We start from the raw sequence: 14,696 nt of genomic DNA on the forward strand, positions 1-14,696 counted from the left end.
GATTGCCGCTATGCTGTAAATATTTCCAACTCCATTTGGCTTGCGTGTAAGATTAATTTATGGCGCGCAAGCCGGCCGCGCTTCCCAGTCGTTTGCCCCGTAACACACATGGATGCATTATTCCGATTGGTAATCTCTGAACGCGGAGGAAACAGGTGTCTGATGACCTTCCTGTAGCGGACTGTCCCCTTGCGCCGCCCGGCGGCGATGCAGCGCTGCCCGCCGGCATGGTCCGGCGCGGCGACGGCATCTTTTTCGACGCCGCGCAGCCGGCGCCCGTCCTGCTGGCCGCCGTCGGCCAGGTGTTCCAGTCGAACGCCTATTTCGCCGGCCTCGATTACGCCGTTTTCACCCGCGCGCTGTACAACTGCGGCGCGCCCTTGCCAGCGGCGTCGCGCGGCGCGCCGCTGATCCGCTTCGCCGCCGCCATCGTGCCTTTCGATCCGCTGCGGCGCGCCCTCTACAAGCTGGTCAAGATCCAGCGCGGCGTGGCCGAATACTATTTCGAGGCGCAATTCTTCGAGGCCCTCGAATTGCCCGACGGCAGCAAGGTGGCGCCCCGTCCGACCAAGCTCGACTTCGATGAGTTCGTCGCCGACATGTGGGCCAAGGGCGTGCGCTTCGGCATCGACGCGGCCGCCGTGCAGGCCATCATCGACAGCGGCAAGGTCGAGCGCATCGTCGTCGCCCGCCGGCTTGAGGCGGCGCCTGGCCGCGACGCCACGGTCGTCGAGGTGTCGCCGGACATGCACCGCGACGACGCGCCGCGCGAGATGGCCGACGGCCGCCTCGACCTGCTGACGTTCAAGAACCGTTTTCCGCAGGTGAAGAAGCATGCGCGGCTGCTGAAGAAGTTGCCCAGCGCTCCGGGCTTGCCCGGTTACGAGTTGTCGGGCCAGTCCGTGCAGCCGCCGGCGCCGCGCGAGGTCGAACTGGCGCCGCTGGCGGGCGAGGGCACGCTGGTCGAGCGCGTGCGCGGCGACGAATACCTGGTGGCCGTACATGACGGCTTCGTCAATGTCGACGCCGCCAGCGGGGCGATTTCGATCGGCGCCAAGATCGTCAGTCGCGACGGCGTCAGCAGCCGCACCACGGGCAACCTGAAGCTGCGCGCCGAGTACGAGGAATTCGGCGAGGTGCAGGAGCAGCGTACCGTCGACGGCAGCGACATCACGGTGCATGGCGACGTGTTCGGCCATTTGCACTCGCATGGCGGCACCATCACGCTGCTGAAGAACCTGATCGGCGGCACGGCGCTGAACGCGCACGGCGACATCGTCGTCAAGGGCGTCGCCTCCGGCTCGGTGCTGCAGACTAGCGATGGCGGCATGCGCGTCGAGCGGGCCGAGAACTGCATCATTTCCGGCACGCGCATCGTCGTCGGCCACGCCAGCAATTGCGAAATCATCGGCGACGAGGTGGTCGTCGGCGTCGCCGAGGGCTGCGCCATCGCCGGCCGCAGCGTACAGATCGACAGCGCCGGTCCGCGCAAGCAGACGGAAATGCTGGTGTATGCGCTGGTGCCGGACATGGCCAGGATGACGCGCAAGATGGCCGAGCTGGGCGTGCGCGCCCAGGGCTACGCCCGCGCCGTCGCCAAATTGCAGCAGGAGATAGACCAGGTCAGCGAGCAGCTCGACGTGCGCAATTACCTGCTGTTGGCGAACAAGGTGCGCAAGCAGGAGCTGGTGCTGCTGCCGGAGCAGGTGCCGCTGTTCCACAAGATGGCGCTGACCGTGGCGCCGGCGCTGAAGACGATTTCCAAGCTGTCGATGGAGATGAAGTTCATGGAAACCCAGCAGGCGCAGATGCTGGAGCAGGCGGCCGAGGTGGAGCGGCAAAAGCAGGCCACGGCCGCCGAGTCGCGCTGCGCCGTGCGGGCGCTGTCCGGCGACATCGTCGTGCGCACCAGCGTCTTCAATCCCGAGAGCGGACGCGTGTACGACAAGCCGCCGCGCGACATCAAGGCCAGGCTGCGCGGCGGCGCCAGCGGCGCCGACATCATCTTCGCCGGCCATAGCGGCAGCCTGGACTGGACTTACCGCCTGGTCCCGGCCTGAGCTGGCGCGGCCTCAGTCGCCGCTGCTCTGCGTGGCGATGATGGCGCTGACGGCGCCATTGCGGATTTGTAGCTCGATGCGGTTGTTCAATTCCACTTCCTGCGTGCCGCCCTTGTACGGCAGCGTGGTCTTGCCCGTGTACGCGTAAGACCAGCGCTCATGGGCGTTGACGGACGCCGGCCCGAACACCCGCGCGACCTTGGCCGATGCCTGGCGCAGCCAGATATCCTTGTCGAAGCGCAGCGGCAGGAAGCTGCGCGGCAGTTGCGGACAGCCGGCGCTGGGGCGCAGCGCCGGCTGCTGCAGCGCGTGCACCATGGTCACGCGCTGCCCGGCGCCGCCGGGGCCGGCGATCAGCCAGACGCGCTCCGCCGCGGCGCCCGCCGGCACGGTGTAGCACAGCCAGTAGCGGCTGTCGCGGGCGCCGCCCTCGTGGGTGATGATGCCGGCGCCCAGCGCGCTCTTGATCTGCTGCAGCGTGGTTTTTTCAAGGTCCACGCTGAAGCGGCCCATCGCCAGCTTGCTCACCGGCTTGGCGGGCAGGTAGACGGCCTGCATGCCGTCCGCTTCCCACTGGGGCGGCGGGACGGAGTCGGCCAGCGCGGCGGCGGGCAGGGCGGTAAGCAGGCACGACGCCAGGATGGTGCTGGGATTCATGGGCTTCCTTTCACAGGGGAGCGGCCTATGCTGCCATGAAAATGTCCGCGAAGCAATTTATGTTCAATCGTGCGCGCCGCGCGCCGGGAGGGCTTAGACGCTGACTTTGCCGCGCAACTGCTTCTGCAGGCTGTGCGTGCTTTTGCTGTCGAGGCGGCGCCGCTGCGAGCCGCGCGTCGGCTTGGTGGCGCGGCGCACAGTCGGCAGGATGGTGATGCTGTCGATGAGTTCCTGCAGCCGGCGCAGCGCGTCCTCCTTGTTTTGCTCCTGGCTGCGCGACTGCTGCGCCTTCAGCACGACCACGCCGTCCTTGCTGATGCGCTGGTCGCGCAAGGCCAGCAGGCGTTCCTTGTAGGCGTCCGGCAGCGCCGAGCCGGCGACGTCGAAGCGCAGGTGGATCGCGCACGAGACTTTGTTGACGTTCTGGCCGCCCGGCCCCTGGGCGCGGATGGCGCTGAACTCGACTTCGCTGGCGGTGACTCTATACATCAGGTTTCAAATTTGATCGGGTGCGCAATGGCCCAGTATACCCCTTCGCTGCGATGGCGTTGCCGCGCCACCATGCGGCGCGCCTGGAACAGCGGGTGGCGCAGCGCCTCGGCGGCGCTGAGGATGGGGGTGACGCAGCAGTCGCTGGCGCCGAAGGCTTGCGTCCACTGGGCCATGCTGCGCCGGGCGAACAGGGCGTCGAGTTCGGCCTTGACGGCCAGCGCGTCGGCGCCGCCCACGGCCTGGCCCAGTTGCCAGTGGCGCGATGCCAGGTCGGGGCGTTGCAGCACCGCGCAGCAGCGTTGCCAGAACTTGAGTTCGAGCGCGCCGACGGCCATGAAGCGCCCGTCGGCCGTGCGGTAGATGTTGTAGCAAGGCAGGCCGCCGCTGAGCAGCCCGCGCGCCGGCGCCGCCGCCGCGCCGTTGTTGACGGCCACCACGGGCATGATGTTGTGGGCCAGCACGGCGTCCGTCATCGAGATGTCGACGAAGCGCCCCGGACCGCCCATCTTGACGGCCAGCAGGGCCGCCAGGATGCCTTGCAGCGCGCTCTGGGCGCCGCCCAGCAGGTCGCCCACCTGCAGGTCGGGCAGTACGGGCACGCCGTCCGGCCCGGTGTTGTTGGCCAGCATGCCGGCGTAGCCGAGGTAGTTGATGTCGTGCCCGGCCATCTGGGCGAAGGGGCCGTCCTGGCCGTAGCCGGAGATGGCGCACATGACCAGCGACGGTTTGCGCCGCTTGAGTTCGTCCCAGCCCAGGCCCAGCCTGGCCATGACGCCGGGGCGGAAGCTTTCGACCAGCACGTCGGCGCCGTCGACCAGTTCCAGCAGTTGCGCGCGCTGGGGCGGGTCCTTCAGGTCCAGGCGCAGCAAGCGTTTGCCGCGGTTGACGGCGACGAAAAATTGCGAGGCCCCGGCCCGCGCCGGCCCCATCGCGCGGGCGTAGTCGCCGGCGCCGGGGTCTTCGATTTTCAGCACGTCGGCGCCCAGCTCGGCCAGATGCATGGTCGCGACGGGGCCGGGCAGCAGCCGCGTCAGGTCGAGCACGCGGATGCCGGCCAGCGGGGCGGTGGCGGCGCTCATGGCGCGCCGCCGTCGGCGCCGGCCGCTTCGGGCGCGTCCAGCGCGTCGTAGCAGGCGCGGGCGTGCGCCGGCAGGCCGGCGAACAGGCCGGCGTCGGCGTCGTCGAGACGGGCCTGTTCCGCCAGTATTTTTATCTTGCTCAGATAGTCGCTCATCGACAGCAATTGCCCCAGCGGCGACATGGCGGCGCGCTTGTGCATGTTCAATTGTTCGCGGATGGCCAGCGTCACCGGCTCGGGGAAGTGCCACTCCTGGCCGATGCTGCACGAGAGCAGGCGGGCATTGCGCAGCAGGCTGGCGCAGAATAGCGGCGAACCCAGCCTGTCGTTGGCGACCTGATCCATCATGCGCAGCGAGACGATCAGGCCGACGTTTTGCACCAGCCCGGCCAGGAAAGCCTGGAACGGGTCGATGTCTTGTTGCCCGGCGAAGATGCGGCCGGCGATGGCGCAGCGCTCGGACTGGTCCCAGATGCGCGGCGCCAGCAGGCGCGTGAAGTGGCCGGAGTTCAGGTCGATGATGGGGCGGAAGGCGACGCTCGTCACCAGTTGGCGCAAGCCCTCCTGGCCGATGACGATGATGGCGTGCTCGATGCTGGTGATGCGGCTGCCGCCTTGCTCGATGGCGTTGTTGGCGAGGCGGATCACGGCCGCCACCAGCACGATGTCGCTGGAAATCTTGCGGGCGATGTCGGCGCCGGAGAAGTGCTCGGTGCGCAGGCTTTGCAGCACCTGGGGGATCAGGCCGGGCATGCGGCGCACCAGGTCGGCGCCGGATTGCTTCGACTGCATGATCGTCTCCAGCGCGTCGAGCACCTGGCTTTCCTGCGGCGTCACGTCGAGGTCGGCGTCGTCGCGGCTGTCGAACAGCCAGTTGTGGTACAGCGTGTTGACCCGGTCTTTTTGCTCGAAGGAGATGCCGGCGGCCGCCTCGGGCGGCCGGATCTCGCTGCCGGCCGGCGGTGGCGGCGTGGCCGGCGCGGCCGCGGGCGGGCCCGCTTCGGCCGGTGGGAGGAACAGACGCTGCAGCCATCGGAACATGGTGTCTACCTATGCGGATGAGGACGCGGATGTGGGCAAGCCCGCCGGCGCCTGGGCGGGGCCGCCCCATTGTAGCGTCTTCTTTATGCTTTGCAAGAATCCTGGCCGCCGGCCGGCGCCTGGCCGGGATCGTTGATGCCGCTCAACGCCGCGTCCGGCGACTCTGGTTAGCATGGGTATGCTCGCCAGCAACCATCCCGGACGAAAGGACCATCATGCAGCCCATGACCACGCGCGCCAGCGGCGCCGGCGAGGCCGACGCCGTCGACGAATCGCAGCGGCAATATTTGAGCTTCCGTCTCGGCGGCCTGGAATACGGCCTCGATTTCGGCCGGGTCCAGGAATTGCGCCCGCTCAAGGCGCTGGACCGTTTCGCCTCCGAGGGCGCGATCATCGGCGGGGTCGCCGTCTCGCGCGGCGTCATCATGCCCATCGTCGACATGCGCATCGCCTTCAGCGAGCGGCCGCCCGTGAGCGACCCGATGACCGACGTGATCATCCTGAAGCTGTCAAGTTGCGTGATGGGGATGGTGGTCGACGGCGTGACCGATATCGTCACGCTGGGCAACAGCGACATCCACCCCATCCCCGGCGCGGGGATGGAGAAAAAGGTCGATTATCTGCTGGGGCTGGGGGAGGTGGACGGGCGCCGCCTGATCCTCGTCGACATCGACAAGCTGATGTCGATCCGCAAGGTCGGCGTCGGCGCCAAGCAGGCCGCCTGAGCCTGGTTTAGGCGGACAGCGCCTCTAACTGCTCCTGCAATTCCAGCCATTCCGCTTCCAGTTGGGCCAGGTCCTTGGTGAAGAAGGTCTGGTCGGCCAGCAACTGCTTGAGCTTGGCCTTGTTGGCCGCGTCATACGCGTCCGGCTCGCCCAGCTTGGCGTCCACCTCCGCCTTTTGCGCCTGGCGCTTGGCGATCTGCTCTTCCTGGCGCTTGATCTTGTTCTCGATCGGCTTGCGCAAGGCGGCCAGGCGCTGGCGGTCCTCGGCGTCCTGGCGCTTCTGGTCCTTCTTGTCGACGGCAGGGGCCGCCGCGGCGACGGCCGGCGTCACGGGGAAGTCGGTCTTGTTGTCCTTGCCCGCGGCCGGCAGCACGGTGGTACCTTTGCCCAGCTTGGTCTTGAACAGCCAATCCTTGTAGTCGTCCAGATCGCCGTCGAAGGGTTGCAGCTTGCCGTCGGCGACGATGATGAACTGGTCGGTGGTGGCGCGCAGCAGGTGGCGGTCATGCGAGACGACCACCAGGGTGCCCTCGAACTGCGCCAGCGCCATCGTCAGCGCCTCGCGGGTTTCCAGGTCCAGATGGTTGGTCGGCTCATCGAGCAGCAGCAAGTTGGGACGCTGCCAGACGATCAGGGCCAGCGCCAGGCGGGCCTTTTCGCCGCCCGAGAAGGGCCGGATCGAGCTGGTCACCATGGTGCCGGGGAAGTTGAAGCCGCCGAGGAAGTTGCGCAGCTCCTGTTCGCGCGTGGTCGGCGCGATCTTCGCCAGATGCCACAGCGGCGATTCGTCGTGGCGCAGCATCTCCACCTGGTGCTGGGCGAAGTAACCGATCGACAAGCCCTTGCCGATGACGGCGTCGCCGGTCAGCGGGCCGATTTCGCCGGCGATGGTTTTGATCAGCGTCGATTTGCCGGCGCCGTTCACGCCCAGCAAGCCGATGCGCTGGCCGATCTGCAGCGAGAAGTTGATGCCGTTGACGATGGTTTTTTCCGTCACGACGCCGGTGGCGGCGTTTTCGATCTTGTAGCCGGCGTTCACGTCTTCCAGCACCAGCAGCGGGTTCGGCGCGTTCAGCGGTTCGCGGAATTCGAAGGAGAATTCGGCGGCGGCGCGCAGCGGCGCCAGTTCCTGCATCTTCGCCAGGGCCTTCATGCGGCTTTGCGCCTGGCGCGCCTTGGAGGCCTGGGCCTTGAAGCGGTTGACGAACGATTCCAGATGGGCGCGCTGGCGCGTCTGCTTTTCCAGCGCGCTGGCAGCCAGGATCATCTGGGCGGCGCGTTGGCGCTCGAAGCCAGAATAGTTGCCGGAATAGCGTTTCAGCTTGCGCTCGTCGATGTGCACGACGACGTTGACGACTTCGTCGAGGAAGTCGCGGTCATGCGAAATGATGAGCAGCGTGCCGGCGTAGCGCTTGAGCCAGTCTTCCAGCCAGATGATGGCGTCCAGGTCCAAGTGGTTGGTCGGTTCATCGAGCAGCAGCAGGTCGGACGGGCACATCAGCGCCTGCGCCAGGTTCAGGCGCATGCGCCAGCCGCCGGAGAAGCTGGCCACCGGCTGCTGCATCTGGTCCAGGGTGAAGCCCAGGCCCAGCAGCAATTGCTCGCCGCGCGATTGCACCGTGTAGGCGTCGGCGTCGGCCAGCGCGCTGTAGATTTCGCCGATGGCGATGCCGTTTTCGCTGGTTTCCGGTTCCGCTTCCAGGCGCGCCAGTTCCGCCTCCAGCTTGCGCAGCGTGACGTCGCCGTCGATCGCGTAGTCCAGGGCGGCGCGCTCCAGCGGCGGCGTTTCCTGGGCCACGTAAGCCATCCGCCATTTCGCCGGGAAGTCGATCTCGCCCTGGTCGGGGTGCAACTCGCCGCGCAGCAGCGCGAACAGGCTCGATTTGCCGGCGCCGTTGGCGCCGATCAAGCCGATCTTGTCGCCGGGGTTCAGGGTGACGTCAACCTGCTCCAACAACGGTTTGATGCCGCGCATCAGGCTTACTTGTAGAAAACGTATCATTTTTTATGCTTTGTTATGGGGGCGGGAACACCGCCCCGGTCTGGCCGGCGCGGGGCGTGCCGCGCCAAGGTTGTCTGGATCAGTTCAGGCGCAACTGGTCGGCGGTCAGCAGGAACACCATGTCGTCGCCGGCGCTGGTGCTCAGCCAGGTCAGGCCCAGCTCGCCGAACGCCGCCTCGGCGTAGGCGCGCTCGTTGCCGATCTCAATCATCAGGATGCCGTCCTCGCTCAGGCGCTCGGCCGCGCCGGCGATGATCTTGCGCACCAGGTCCATGCCGTCGCTGCCGCCGTCGAGGGCGATCTGCGGCTCGCACAGGTATTCCTGCGGCAGCTTGGCCATCGAGGCGGAATTCACATACGGCGGGTTGCTGATGATCAGGTCGTATTTCTTGTCCGGCACGTTCTGGTACAGGTCCGACTCGATCAGCTTGACGCGCGACTCCAGCTTGTAGTCGGCGACGTTGCGGCGGGCCACGGCCAGCGCGTCCGCCGAGATGTCGACGGCGTCGACGGCGGCGTTCTGGAAGGCGTCGGCCAGCATGATGGAGAGGCAGCCGGAGCCGGTGCACAGTTCGAGGATGTTGCCGATGGCTTCAGGATCCGGCACCCACGGCGAGAAGAAGTCGGGGATCAGCTCGGCGATGAAGGAGCGCGGCACGATGACACGCTCGTCGACGTAGAAGTTGTAGGTGCCGAGCCAGCCCTCCTTGGTGAGGTAGGCGGCCGGCACGCGCTCGACGCTGCGGCGCTCGATCACGGCCAGCACGGCCGCCACTTCCTCGGGCAGCAGGCGGGCGTCGAGGAAGGGCTCGAGCTTGTCCAGCGGCAGCTTGAGCGTGTGCAGGATCAGGTAGGCCGCCTCGTCGAAGGCTTCGGCGCTGCCGTGGCCGAAAAACAGCTTGGCGGTGTTGAAGCGGGTGACGGCGTAGCGCAGCAAGTCGCGCGGCGTGGTGAAGGAGGTCGGGCTCATGGCGCTCTCGAAAAAAAAGGCGGCCCGCGAACGGGCCTGGATATTGGGGTTAAGGCAGCAGGTTTTCCAGCATACGCCGGTAGATATTCTTCAGCGGATCGATGAAGCGCACTTCGATGTGCTCGTCGATCTTGTGGATACTTGCGTTAGGAGGCCCGAATTCTATCACCTGCGGGCAGATCTGCGCGATGAAACGGCCGTCGGAGGTGCCGCCGGTGGTCGATAACTCCGTTTCGATGCCCGTTTCCGCCAGGATCGCCGACGATAGCGCATCGCTGAGCTCGCCGCGCGGGGTCAGGAAGGGGCGGCCGTTCAGCGTCCACTTCAGGTCGTAGTCGATGGCGTGGCGGTCGAGGATGGCGTGGACGCGCTCCCGCAAGCCCTCGAAGGTGCTGGCCGTCGAGAAGCGGAAATTGAAGTCGACGACGAGCTCGCCGGGAATCACGTTCGAGGCGCCGGCGCCGCCGTGGATGTTGGACATCTGCCACGACGTCGGCAGATAGTATTCATTGCCTGCGTCCCACTGCTCGGCGGCCAGCTCGGCCAGCGCGGGCGCGGCCAGGTGGATGGGGTTCTTCGCCAGTTGCGGGTAGGCGATGTGGCCCTGCACGCCCTTGACGGTCAGCTTGCCCGACAGCGAGCCGCGGCGGCCGTTCTTGATCATGTCGCCCAGCGTGTTGGCCGAGGTCGGCTCGCCGACCAGGCAATAGTCGAGCCGTTCGCCGCGCGCCTTCAGCATATTGCAGACGATGACGGTGCCGTCGGTGGCCGGGCCTTCCTCGTCGCTGGTGATGAGGAAGCCGATCGAGCCGCTGTGCTGCGGCCGGGCGGCGAGGAATTCCTCGCAGGCGACGACCATGGCCGCGATCGAGGTCTTCATGTCGGCCGAGCCGCGGCCGTACAGCTTGCCGTCGCGGTGGGTGGGGATGAAGGGGGCCGAGCGCCACTGCTCGACGGGGCCGGTCGGCACCACGTCCGTGTGGCCGGCGAAGACGAGCAGCGGCGCCGTCGTGCCCTTGCGCGCCCACAGATTGGTGACGCCGTTCGACTCGATGGTTTCGCAGACGAAGCCGAGCGGCTCCAGCAGCTCGATCAAATGGCGCTGGCAACCCTTGTCGTCGGGGGTGACAGAGGAGAGGGCGAGCAGTTTTTCTGTCAGCGCAAGGGTCTTGGAATGGGTCATGTCGGAATCAGGTAGTAATATAGGTGCCGCTGCGAGGCGCAGGGCGGCGGCGTGGAACGGGGGGCAGGCGGCGCGGCTTACAAGCCGAAAATCGTCCGGTACTGGGCATCGGAAAAGCCGACGTGGCATTGCGCCGCATGTTCGAGCACGGGGCGCTTGATGACGGACGGCGACTCCAGCATCAACTCCAGCGCGCTGCCGGCGTCGACGACGGCGGCCTTGCGCGCGTCGCTGAGGTTGCGCCAGGTCGTACCCTTGCGGTTGACCAGCACGTCCCACTGCACATGCTGAAGCCACTGCGCCACGGTGGCGCGCTGCAAACCCTGTTTCTTGAAATCGTGGAAGGTGAACTCTTGCTGCTGGGCGGAGAGCCAGACGCGGGCCTTCTTGACCGTGTCGCAGTTGGGGATGCCGTAAATGGTAATTGTCATGATAAATCGGAGGGTGGCAGTGTTGATCGGGCATGCAAGCCCGCTCGCGGCCCGATAGGATACCATGGGCAGCCCGCGCCGCCCCGGGGACAGACCACGATTTTCAAGAAATTATTTCTTGAAAAACGTGGTCTGTCGCCACAGAACATGGCCCTTTTGCGCCACCCGGACAGGCTTTCGGCTTACAATTCCAGAATAAGATGATTCCATATGGAAATAATTTGCATGGCGTTGCGTCGCCGCGCCGACGTTTCCCATGCAAGACACCGAGACAGCACCGCCGCCATGACCGAGTTCCCCGCAGTAGATTTGAAGCCGCCCGGCGCAGCCGGCGACTCGCTGGTCCGGCGTCTGACCAGGCTGAACCTGCTGGTGTTGACGGCGACCATGTTGCTGACCTTCGCCCTGGTCGGCACGGCGACCTGGTTCGTCGCCCGCGACCGGCAGATGCAAAGCGCCGAGTTGAGCGCGCAGTTGCTGGCCAATAGCGTCGCGCCCATGCTGGTGTTCGTCGACGCCGACGCCGCCCACAGCGAGCTGCAATCGTTTTCGCGCCGCAGCGACTTGCTCGAAGTGCAAGTGCACACCAGCAAGGGCGCCTTGTTCGCCCACTGGGACGCGGCCGGCGCCGCGCCGCACGGCCCGCTGGCGCCGCCGCCGCAATTGCCGCGCCACGACAGCGTGACGACCACCTCGGCCCAGGCGCTGGAGGTGTGGGTGCCGGTGCGCCTGAAGGGCGAGCACGTCGGCGTGCTGGTGGTGCGCGAAAGCCTGCAAAGCCTGCACCGCGCCGTGCTGTTATTGTCCGGCGTGGCCGCCGCGCTGATCGCGCTGGCCATCTGGGCCGCGGCGCGCGGTTTGCGCGCCGTGCAGCGCAGCGCGCTGGCGCCCCTGGTCGAGCTGTCCGACCTGGCCGAGCGCATGTCGCGCGAACATAATTACAGCCGCCGCGCCAAGGTCCACCGGCGCGACGAGGTGGGGCGGCTCACCGAGCGTTTCAACGACATGCTGAAACGCATCGAGATCTGGCAGGCCGATTTGCACCAGCAACTGGAGCAGGAGCAGGAGGCCGGCCAGCACTTGCACCGCCTGGCCCACTGCGACAGCCTGACGGGGCTGCCGAACCGCCTGTTCTTCCAGGGCGAGCTGCAGCGCCACCTGGCGCACAGCGCCCACGCGGCCGAGCTGATGGCACTGATGTTCATCGACCTGGACAATTTCAAGACCGTCAACGACGAGCACGGCCACGACACGGGCGACGCGGTGTTGTGCGAGGTGGCGCGGCGCATGGCCGGCGTGGTGCGGGCGCGCGACGTGCTGTGCCGGCTGGGCGGCGACGAGTTCGCGCTGATCTTGCCGGCCCTGCCGGACCAGGCCGCCGCCGAGCAATTGGCGCGGCGCCTGATCGAGGCCGTGCGCGCGCCGCTGCGCGTCGACGGCCGGCTGATGCCGATAGGCGCCACCGTCGGCCTGGCCTTCTTCCCGCTCGACGCCGGCGATCCGGGCGCCTTGCTGAACGCTTCCGACCGCGCCATGTACGCGGCCAAGCGGGCCGGCAAGAACACTTACAGGAGGGCGCGGGATGCGCAAGCCGACTAGGGCGCTGTGGCTGGCGCTGGCCGTGGCCGCCTGCTGGCCGGCGGCGCGCGCCCAGGACGCGGCGCCGACGCTGGAGCAACTGCTGCGCCGGCCGCTGACGGAGGTGCCGCGCGACGTCGAGGTGTCGACCTCGTCGCGCTTCGCCGAAAGCGCGGCGCAGGCGCCGTCGCTCACCTATGTCGTCACGGACGCCGACATCGCCCGCCACGGCCTGCGCAGCATGGGCGACATCCTGCGCACGATGCCGGGGCTGTTCGTCAGCGGCGACGGCAATTTCAGCTATGTGGGCGCGCGCGGGCTGGGCCGCCCTGGCGACTTTAACGCGCGCCTGCTGTTCCTCGTCGACGGCATGCGCGTCAATGAAAACATTTACGACGCCGCCTTGCTGGGCAGCGAATTCTTCGTCGACGTCGAATTGATCGAGCGGGTCGAATTCGCGCCCGGACCCGGTTCCGCGTTGTACGGCAACAACGCCTTCCTCGGCGTCGTCAACGTCATCACCAAGGGCACGGACAAGCTGGCCGGCGCGCAGTTCAGCGCCGGCGTCGATTCCAACCGGCGGCGGCAGATGCGCGCCAGCTGGGGCCGCCGCACCGAAGGCGGCGTGGAAGGCTGGCTGGCGCTGAGCGCCTTCCGCCAGGACCGCATCGACGCCGACATCGACGTCAGCGAGGCCGACCGCGGCCCCATCGCCGCGCACAACTGGGACCGCGGCGAACGCCTGCTGGGCATGGCGCGGGCGGGCGGCTGGACGCTGCGCGGCGGCCTGAGCCGGCGGGTGCGCGGCTTGCCGGCCTTGATGGCGGTGCCGGACGGCTTCCAGTTCGCCCAGGAGCGCGGCATCTACGACAACAGCTTCGTCGCGCTGGCGCACGAGCGCGCGCTGGGCGAGCACTGGTCGCTGTATGGCGCCGTGTCGGCCAAGCGCAGCGCTTACCAGACGCGCTTCCCCTACCTGCGCGAAGGGCTGGTGCCGAGCGAATTCGCGGCCGTGGCGGTGGGGCGCTGGCTGAATGTGGACCTGCGCCTGAGCACGCGGCGCTGGCGCGACCACGACCTGATGGCGGGCGTGGAATACCAGTTCGACCGGCAACAGACCATCAGCCACGGCACCGTCGGCGAAGAGCCGCTCGGCGAGTTTTTCGGCGACAACCGGCGTCGCGGCCTGTTCGTGCAGGACGCCTGGCGCCTCGGCGACACGCACCGGCTGATCCTCGGCCTGCGCCGCGACCAGGCCATGCTGGGCGGCAGCAACAACAACCCGCGCCTGGCCTGGGTGTGGAGCGGCGTCGCCGACGCCACCCTCAAGCTGATGTACGGCAGCGCCTTCCGCGAGGCGAACCTGTACGAATTCCAGATCAACGCCCCGTTCGAGGCGCCCATCCCGACGCCGGAGCGCGTGCGCACGCTGGAACTGGCCTGGGAGCACGCGCTGACGCCGCGCCTGCAATACCGCGTGTCGCTGTACGGCTCGCGCCTGCGCGGGCTGATCAGCGTCAGCCCGGAAACCGGGGTGTTCGAGAACAGCGGGGCGATCCGCAACGTCGGCGCGGAACTGGGGCTGGAGCGGCGCTGGGACGGCGGCGAGCAACTGCGCCTGTCCCTGTCGCTGCAGGAGAGCAAGGACGCGCAAGACCGGCGCCTGAGCAATTCGCCGCGCGCGCTGCTCAAGCTGCTGTACAGCCAGCCGCTGGCCGGCGACGCCCTGCGCCTGTCCTGGCAGGCGCTGGGCGTGAGCCGGCGCGGCAGCGCCGCGCAAGACCTGCCCGGCTACGCCCTCGTCAACGCCACACTGCTGTGGCGCGCCGATCCCGACACCGAGCTCTCGCTGGGCCTCTACAACATGGCCAACACGCGCTATGTCGACCGGCCCGGCCTGCTCGGCCCGCCGCTGCGGCAAGAGGGCCGGGCGCTGCGCTTTGCGCTGACGCGGCGCTTCGGCTCATGAGGGGGCGGCGCTGGTGGTGCGCGCTGTGCTGCCTGTGCGCCGCTGCGGCGGCGCAGGCGGAGCAGGGCGAAGTGGCGCTGAAGGCGGCGTTCATCTACCGCTTCGCCCAGTTGACCCAGTGGCCGCCGGCGCCGGCGCGCGAGTTCACCTATTGCGTGGTCGGCAACGCGCCGCTGCAGGAGGCTTTGCGCGTGCTGATGCAGAAGGCGCCCGTGCCGGCGCGGCTGCAGCCGCTCAGCGAGCCGCAGCAAGCGTCGCAGTGCCAGTTGCTGGTGCTGGGCATGAGCGGCCGCGCGGAATTGCAGCGCTGGCAGGAGGCGCTGGCCGACGAGCCCGTGCTGACGGTCGGCGACAGCGCCGAATCGTTCCGCAGCGGCGCCGTGATCGGCCTGGTGCTGGAGCCGAACGGGCTGGCGTTCCGCATCAACCACACGGAGGCGAAACGGCGCGGGCTGGCGCTGAGCTATCAGATGCTCAAGCTGGCGCGGGAAGTGCGCTAGCGGCCCCGCC

General features: G+C 67.8%; 13 protein-coding genes. 5 read left to right on the forward strand and 8 right to left on the reverse strand.

Going from position 1 to position 14,696, the window contains the following annotated elements; all coding sequences use genetic code 11:
- The first annotated feature begins 155 nt into the window (after positions 1 to 155).
- A complete protein-coding gene (locus OIK44_RS00890) occupies positions 156 to 2,060 on the forward strand; it encodes a flagellar assembly protein A (RefSeq protein ID WP_273668767.1) in 1,905 nt (634 codons plus the stop codon).
- A gap of 12 nt (positions 2,061 to 2,072) precedes the next feature.
- Here OIK44_RS00890 and OIK44_RS00895 read toward each other — a convergent pair whose 3' ends face one another.
- From OIK44_RS00895 to OIK44_RS00910, 4 genes are all read right to left on the reverse strand, one after another.
- Complete coding sequence (locus OIK44_RS00895) at positions 2,073 to 2,717, reverse strand: hypothetical protein (protein ID WP_273668768.1); 645 nt, start codon at positions 2,715 to 2,717, stop codon at positions 2,073 to 2,075.
- A 93-nt stretch (positions 2,718 to 2,810) separates the two neighbouring features.
- Positions 2,811 to 3,206 (reverse strand): alternative ribosome rescue aminoacyl-tRNA hydrolase ArfB, encoded by a 396-nt coding sequence (gene arfB / locus OIK44_RS00900; protein WP_273668769.1) that lies wholly within the window; start codon positions 3,204 to 3,206, stop codon positions 2,811 to 2,813.
- Positions 3,206 to 4,288, reverse strand: coding sequence for a CaiB/BaiF CoA transferase family protein (locus tag OIK44_RS00905; RefSeq protein WP_273668770.1), 1,083 nt, complete (start codon positions 4,286 to 4,288; stop codon positions 3,206 to 3,208). The genes arfB and OIK44_RS00905 overlap by 1 nt, the downstream gene beginning before the upstream one ends.
- Positions 4,285 to 5,328: an HDOD domain-containing protein gene (locus OIK44_RS00910; RefSeq protein ID WP_273668771.1), complete on the reverse strand. Its 1,044-nt coding sequence runs from the start codon at positions 5,326 to 5,328 to the stop codon at positions 4,285 to 4,287. Before OIK44_RS00910 ends, OIK44_RS00905 begins: the two co-directional genes overlap by 4 nt.
- Before the next feature lie 224 nt (positions 5,329 to 5,552).
- On the opposite strand from OIK44_RS00910, the gene OIK44_RS00915 reads away from it, so the two are divergent.
- Positions 5,553 to 6,053, forward strand: a complete 501-nt coding sequence (locus OIK44_RS00915; protein ID WP_273669765.1) for a chemotaxis protein CheW — start codon at positions 5,553 to 5,555, stop codon at positions 6,051 to 6,053.
- 7 nt (positions 6,054 to 6,060) lie between these two features.
- Here the strand turns inward: OIK44_RS00915 and OIK44_RS00920 are convergent, their stop codons facing one another.
- The 4 genes from OIK44_RS00920 to OIK44_RS00935 all read right to left on the reverse strand — a co-directional run bounded on the left by OIK44_RS00920 (position 6,061) and on the right by OIK44_RS00935 (position 10,639).
- On the reverse strand, positions 6,061 to 8,055 hold the full coding sequence (locus tag OIK44_RS00920) for an ATP-binding cassette domain-containing protein (RefSeq protein ID WP_273668772.1): 1,995 nt from the start codon (positions 8,053 to 8,055) through the stop codon (positions 6,061 to 6,063).
- A 79-nt stretch (positions 8,056 to 8,134) separates the two neighbouring features.
- Positions 8,135 to 9,025, reverse strand: a complete 891-nt coding sequence (gene prmB, locus OIK44_RS00925) for a 50S ribosomal protein L3 N(5)-glutamine methyltransferase (protein ID WP_273668773.1) — start codon at positions 9,023 to 9,025, stop codon at positions 8,135 to 8,137.
- A gap of 49 nt (positions 9,026 to 9,074) precedes the next feature.
- Entirely contained in the window at positions 9,075 to 10,208 is a 1,134-nt protein-coding gene (gene dapE / locus OIK44_RS00930) for a succinyl-diaminopimelate desuccinylase (protein WP_273668774.1), read from the reverse strand.
- Between the two features lie 77 nt (positions 10,209 to 10,285).
- Entirely contained in the window at positions 10,286 to 10,639 is a 354-nt protein-coding gene (locus tag OIK44_RS00935) for an ArsC family reductase (RefSeq protein WP_273668775.1), read from the reverse strand.
- 285 nt (positions 10,640 to 10,924) lie between these two features.
- Between OIK44_RS00935 and OIK44_RS00940 the strand changes: the two genes are divergently transcribed.
- The 3 genes from OIK44_RS00940 to OIK44_RS00950 are packed head-to-tail and all read left to right on the forward strand — an operon-like array spanning position 10,925 to position 14,686.
- Complete coding sequence (locus OIK44_RS00940; protein ID WP_273668776.1) at positions 10,925 to 12,238, forward strand: sensor domain-containing diguanylate cyclase; 1,314 nt, start codon at positions 10,925 to 10,927, stop codon at positions 12,236 to 12,238.
- Positions 12,222 to 14,186, forward strand: a complete 1,965-nt coding sequence (locus OIK44_RS00945) for a TonB-dependent receptor plug domain-containing protein (protein WP_273668777.1) — start codon at positions 12,222 to 12,224, stop codon at positions 14,184 to 14,186. Before OIK44_RS00940 ends, OIK44_RS00945 begins: the two co-directional genes overlap by 17 nt.
- Positions 14,183 to 14,686: a YfiR family protein gene (locus tag OIK44_RS00950; RefSeq protein ID WP_273668778.1), complete on the forward strand. Its 504-nt coding sequence runs from the start codon at positions 14,183 to 14,185 to the stop codon at positions 14,684 to 14,686. The genes OIK44_RS00945 and OIK44_RS00950 overlap by 4 nt, the downstream gene beginning before the upstream one ends.
- Positions 14,687 to 14,696 lie beyond the last annotated feature (10 nt).

This window comes from Janthinobacterium fluminis, from assembly GCF_028595325.1.
In the GTDB taxonomy this organism is placed as follows: domain Bacteria; phylum Pseudomonadota; class Gammaproteobacteria; order Burkholderiales; family Burkholderiaceae_D; genus Janthinobacterium; species Janthinobacterium fluminis.

What these genes read in the sequence shown, in the direction of transcription:
- OIK44_RS00895 (WP_273668768.1), bottom strand. Translation starts at nt 2,717, where the DNA reads ATGAATCCCAGCACCATCCTGGCGTCGTGCCTGCTTACCGCCCTGCCC.
- arfB (WP_273668769.1), bottom strand. Translation starts at nt 3,206, where the DNA reads ATGTATAGAGTCACCGCCAGCGAAGTCGAGTTCAGCGCCATCCGCGCC.
- OIK44_RS00905 (WP_273668770.1), bottom strand. Translation starts at nt 4,288, where the DNA reads ATGAGCGCCGCCACCGCCCCGCTGGCCGGCATCCGCGTGCTCGACCTG.
- OIK44_RS00910 (WP_273668771.1), bottom strand. Translation starts at nt 5,328, where the DNA reads ATGTTCCGATGGCTGCAGCGTCTGTTCCTCCCACCGGCCGAAGCGGGC.
- OIK44_RS00915 (WP_273669765.1), top strand. Translation starts at nt 5,553, where the DNA reads ATGACCACGCGCGCCAGCGGCGCCGGCGAGGCCGACGCCGTCGACGAA.
- OIK44_RS00920 (WP_273668772.1), bottom strand. Translation starts at nt 8,055, where the DNA reads ATGATACGTTTTCTACAAGTAAGCCTGATGCGCGGCATCAAACCGTTG.
- prmB (WP_273668773.1), bottom strand. Translation starts at nt 9,025, where the DNA reads ATGAGCCCGACCTCCTTCACCACGCCGCGCGACTTGCTGCGCTACGCC.
- dapE (WP_273668774.1), bottom strand. Translation starts at nt 10,208, where the DNA reads ATGACCCATTCCAAGACCCTTGCGCTGACAGAAAAACTGCTCGCCCTC.
- OIK44_RS00935 (WP_273668775.1), bottom strand. Translation starts at nt 10,639, where the DNA reads ATGACAATTACCATTTACGGCATCCCCAACTGCGACACGGTCAAGAAG.
- OIK44_RS00940 (WP_273668776.1), top strand. Translation starts at nt 10,925, where the DNA reads ATGACCGAGTTCCCCGCAGTAGATTTGAAGCCGCCCGGCGCAGCCGGC.
- OIK44_RS00945 (WP_273668777.1), top strand. Translation starts at nt 12,222, where the DNA reads ATGCGCAAGCCGACTAGGGCGCTGTGGCTGGCGCTGGCCGTGGCCGCC.
- OIK44_RS00950 (WP_273668778.1), top strand. Translation starts at nt 14,183, where the DNA reads ATGAGGGGGCGGCGCTGGTGGTGCGCGCTGTGCTGCCTGTGCGCCGCT.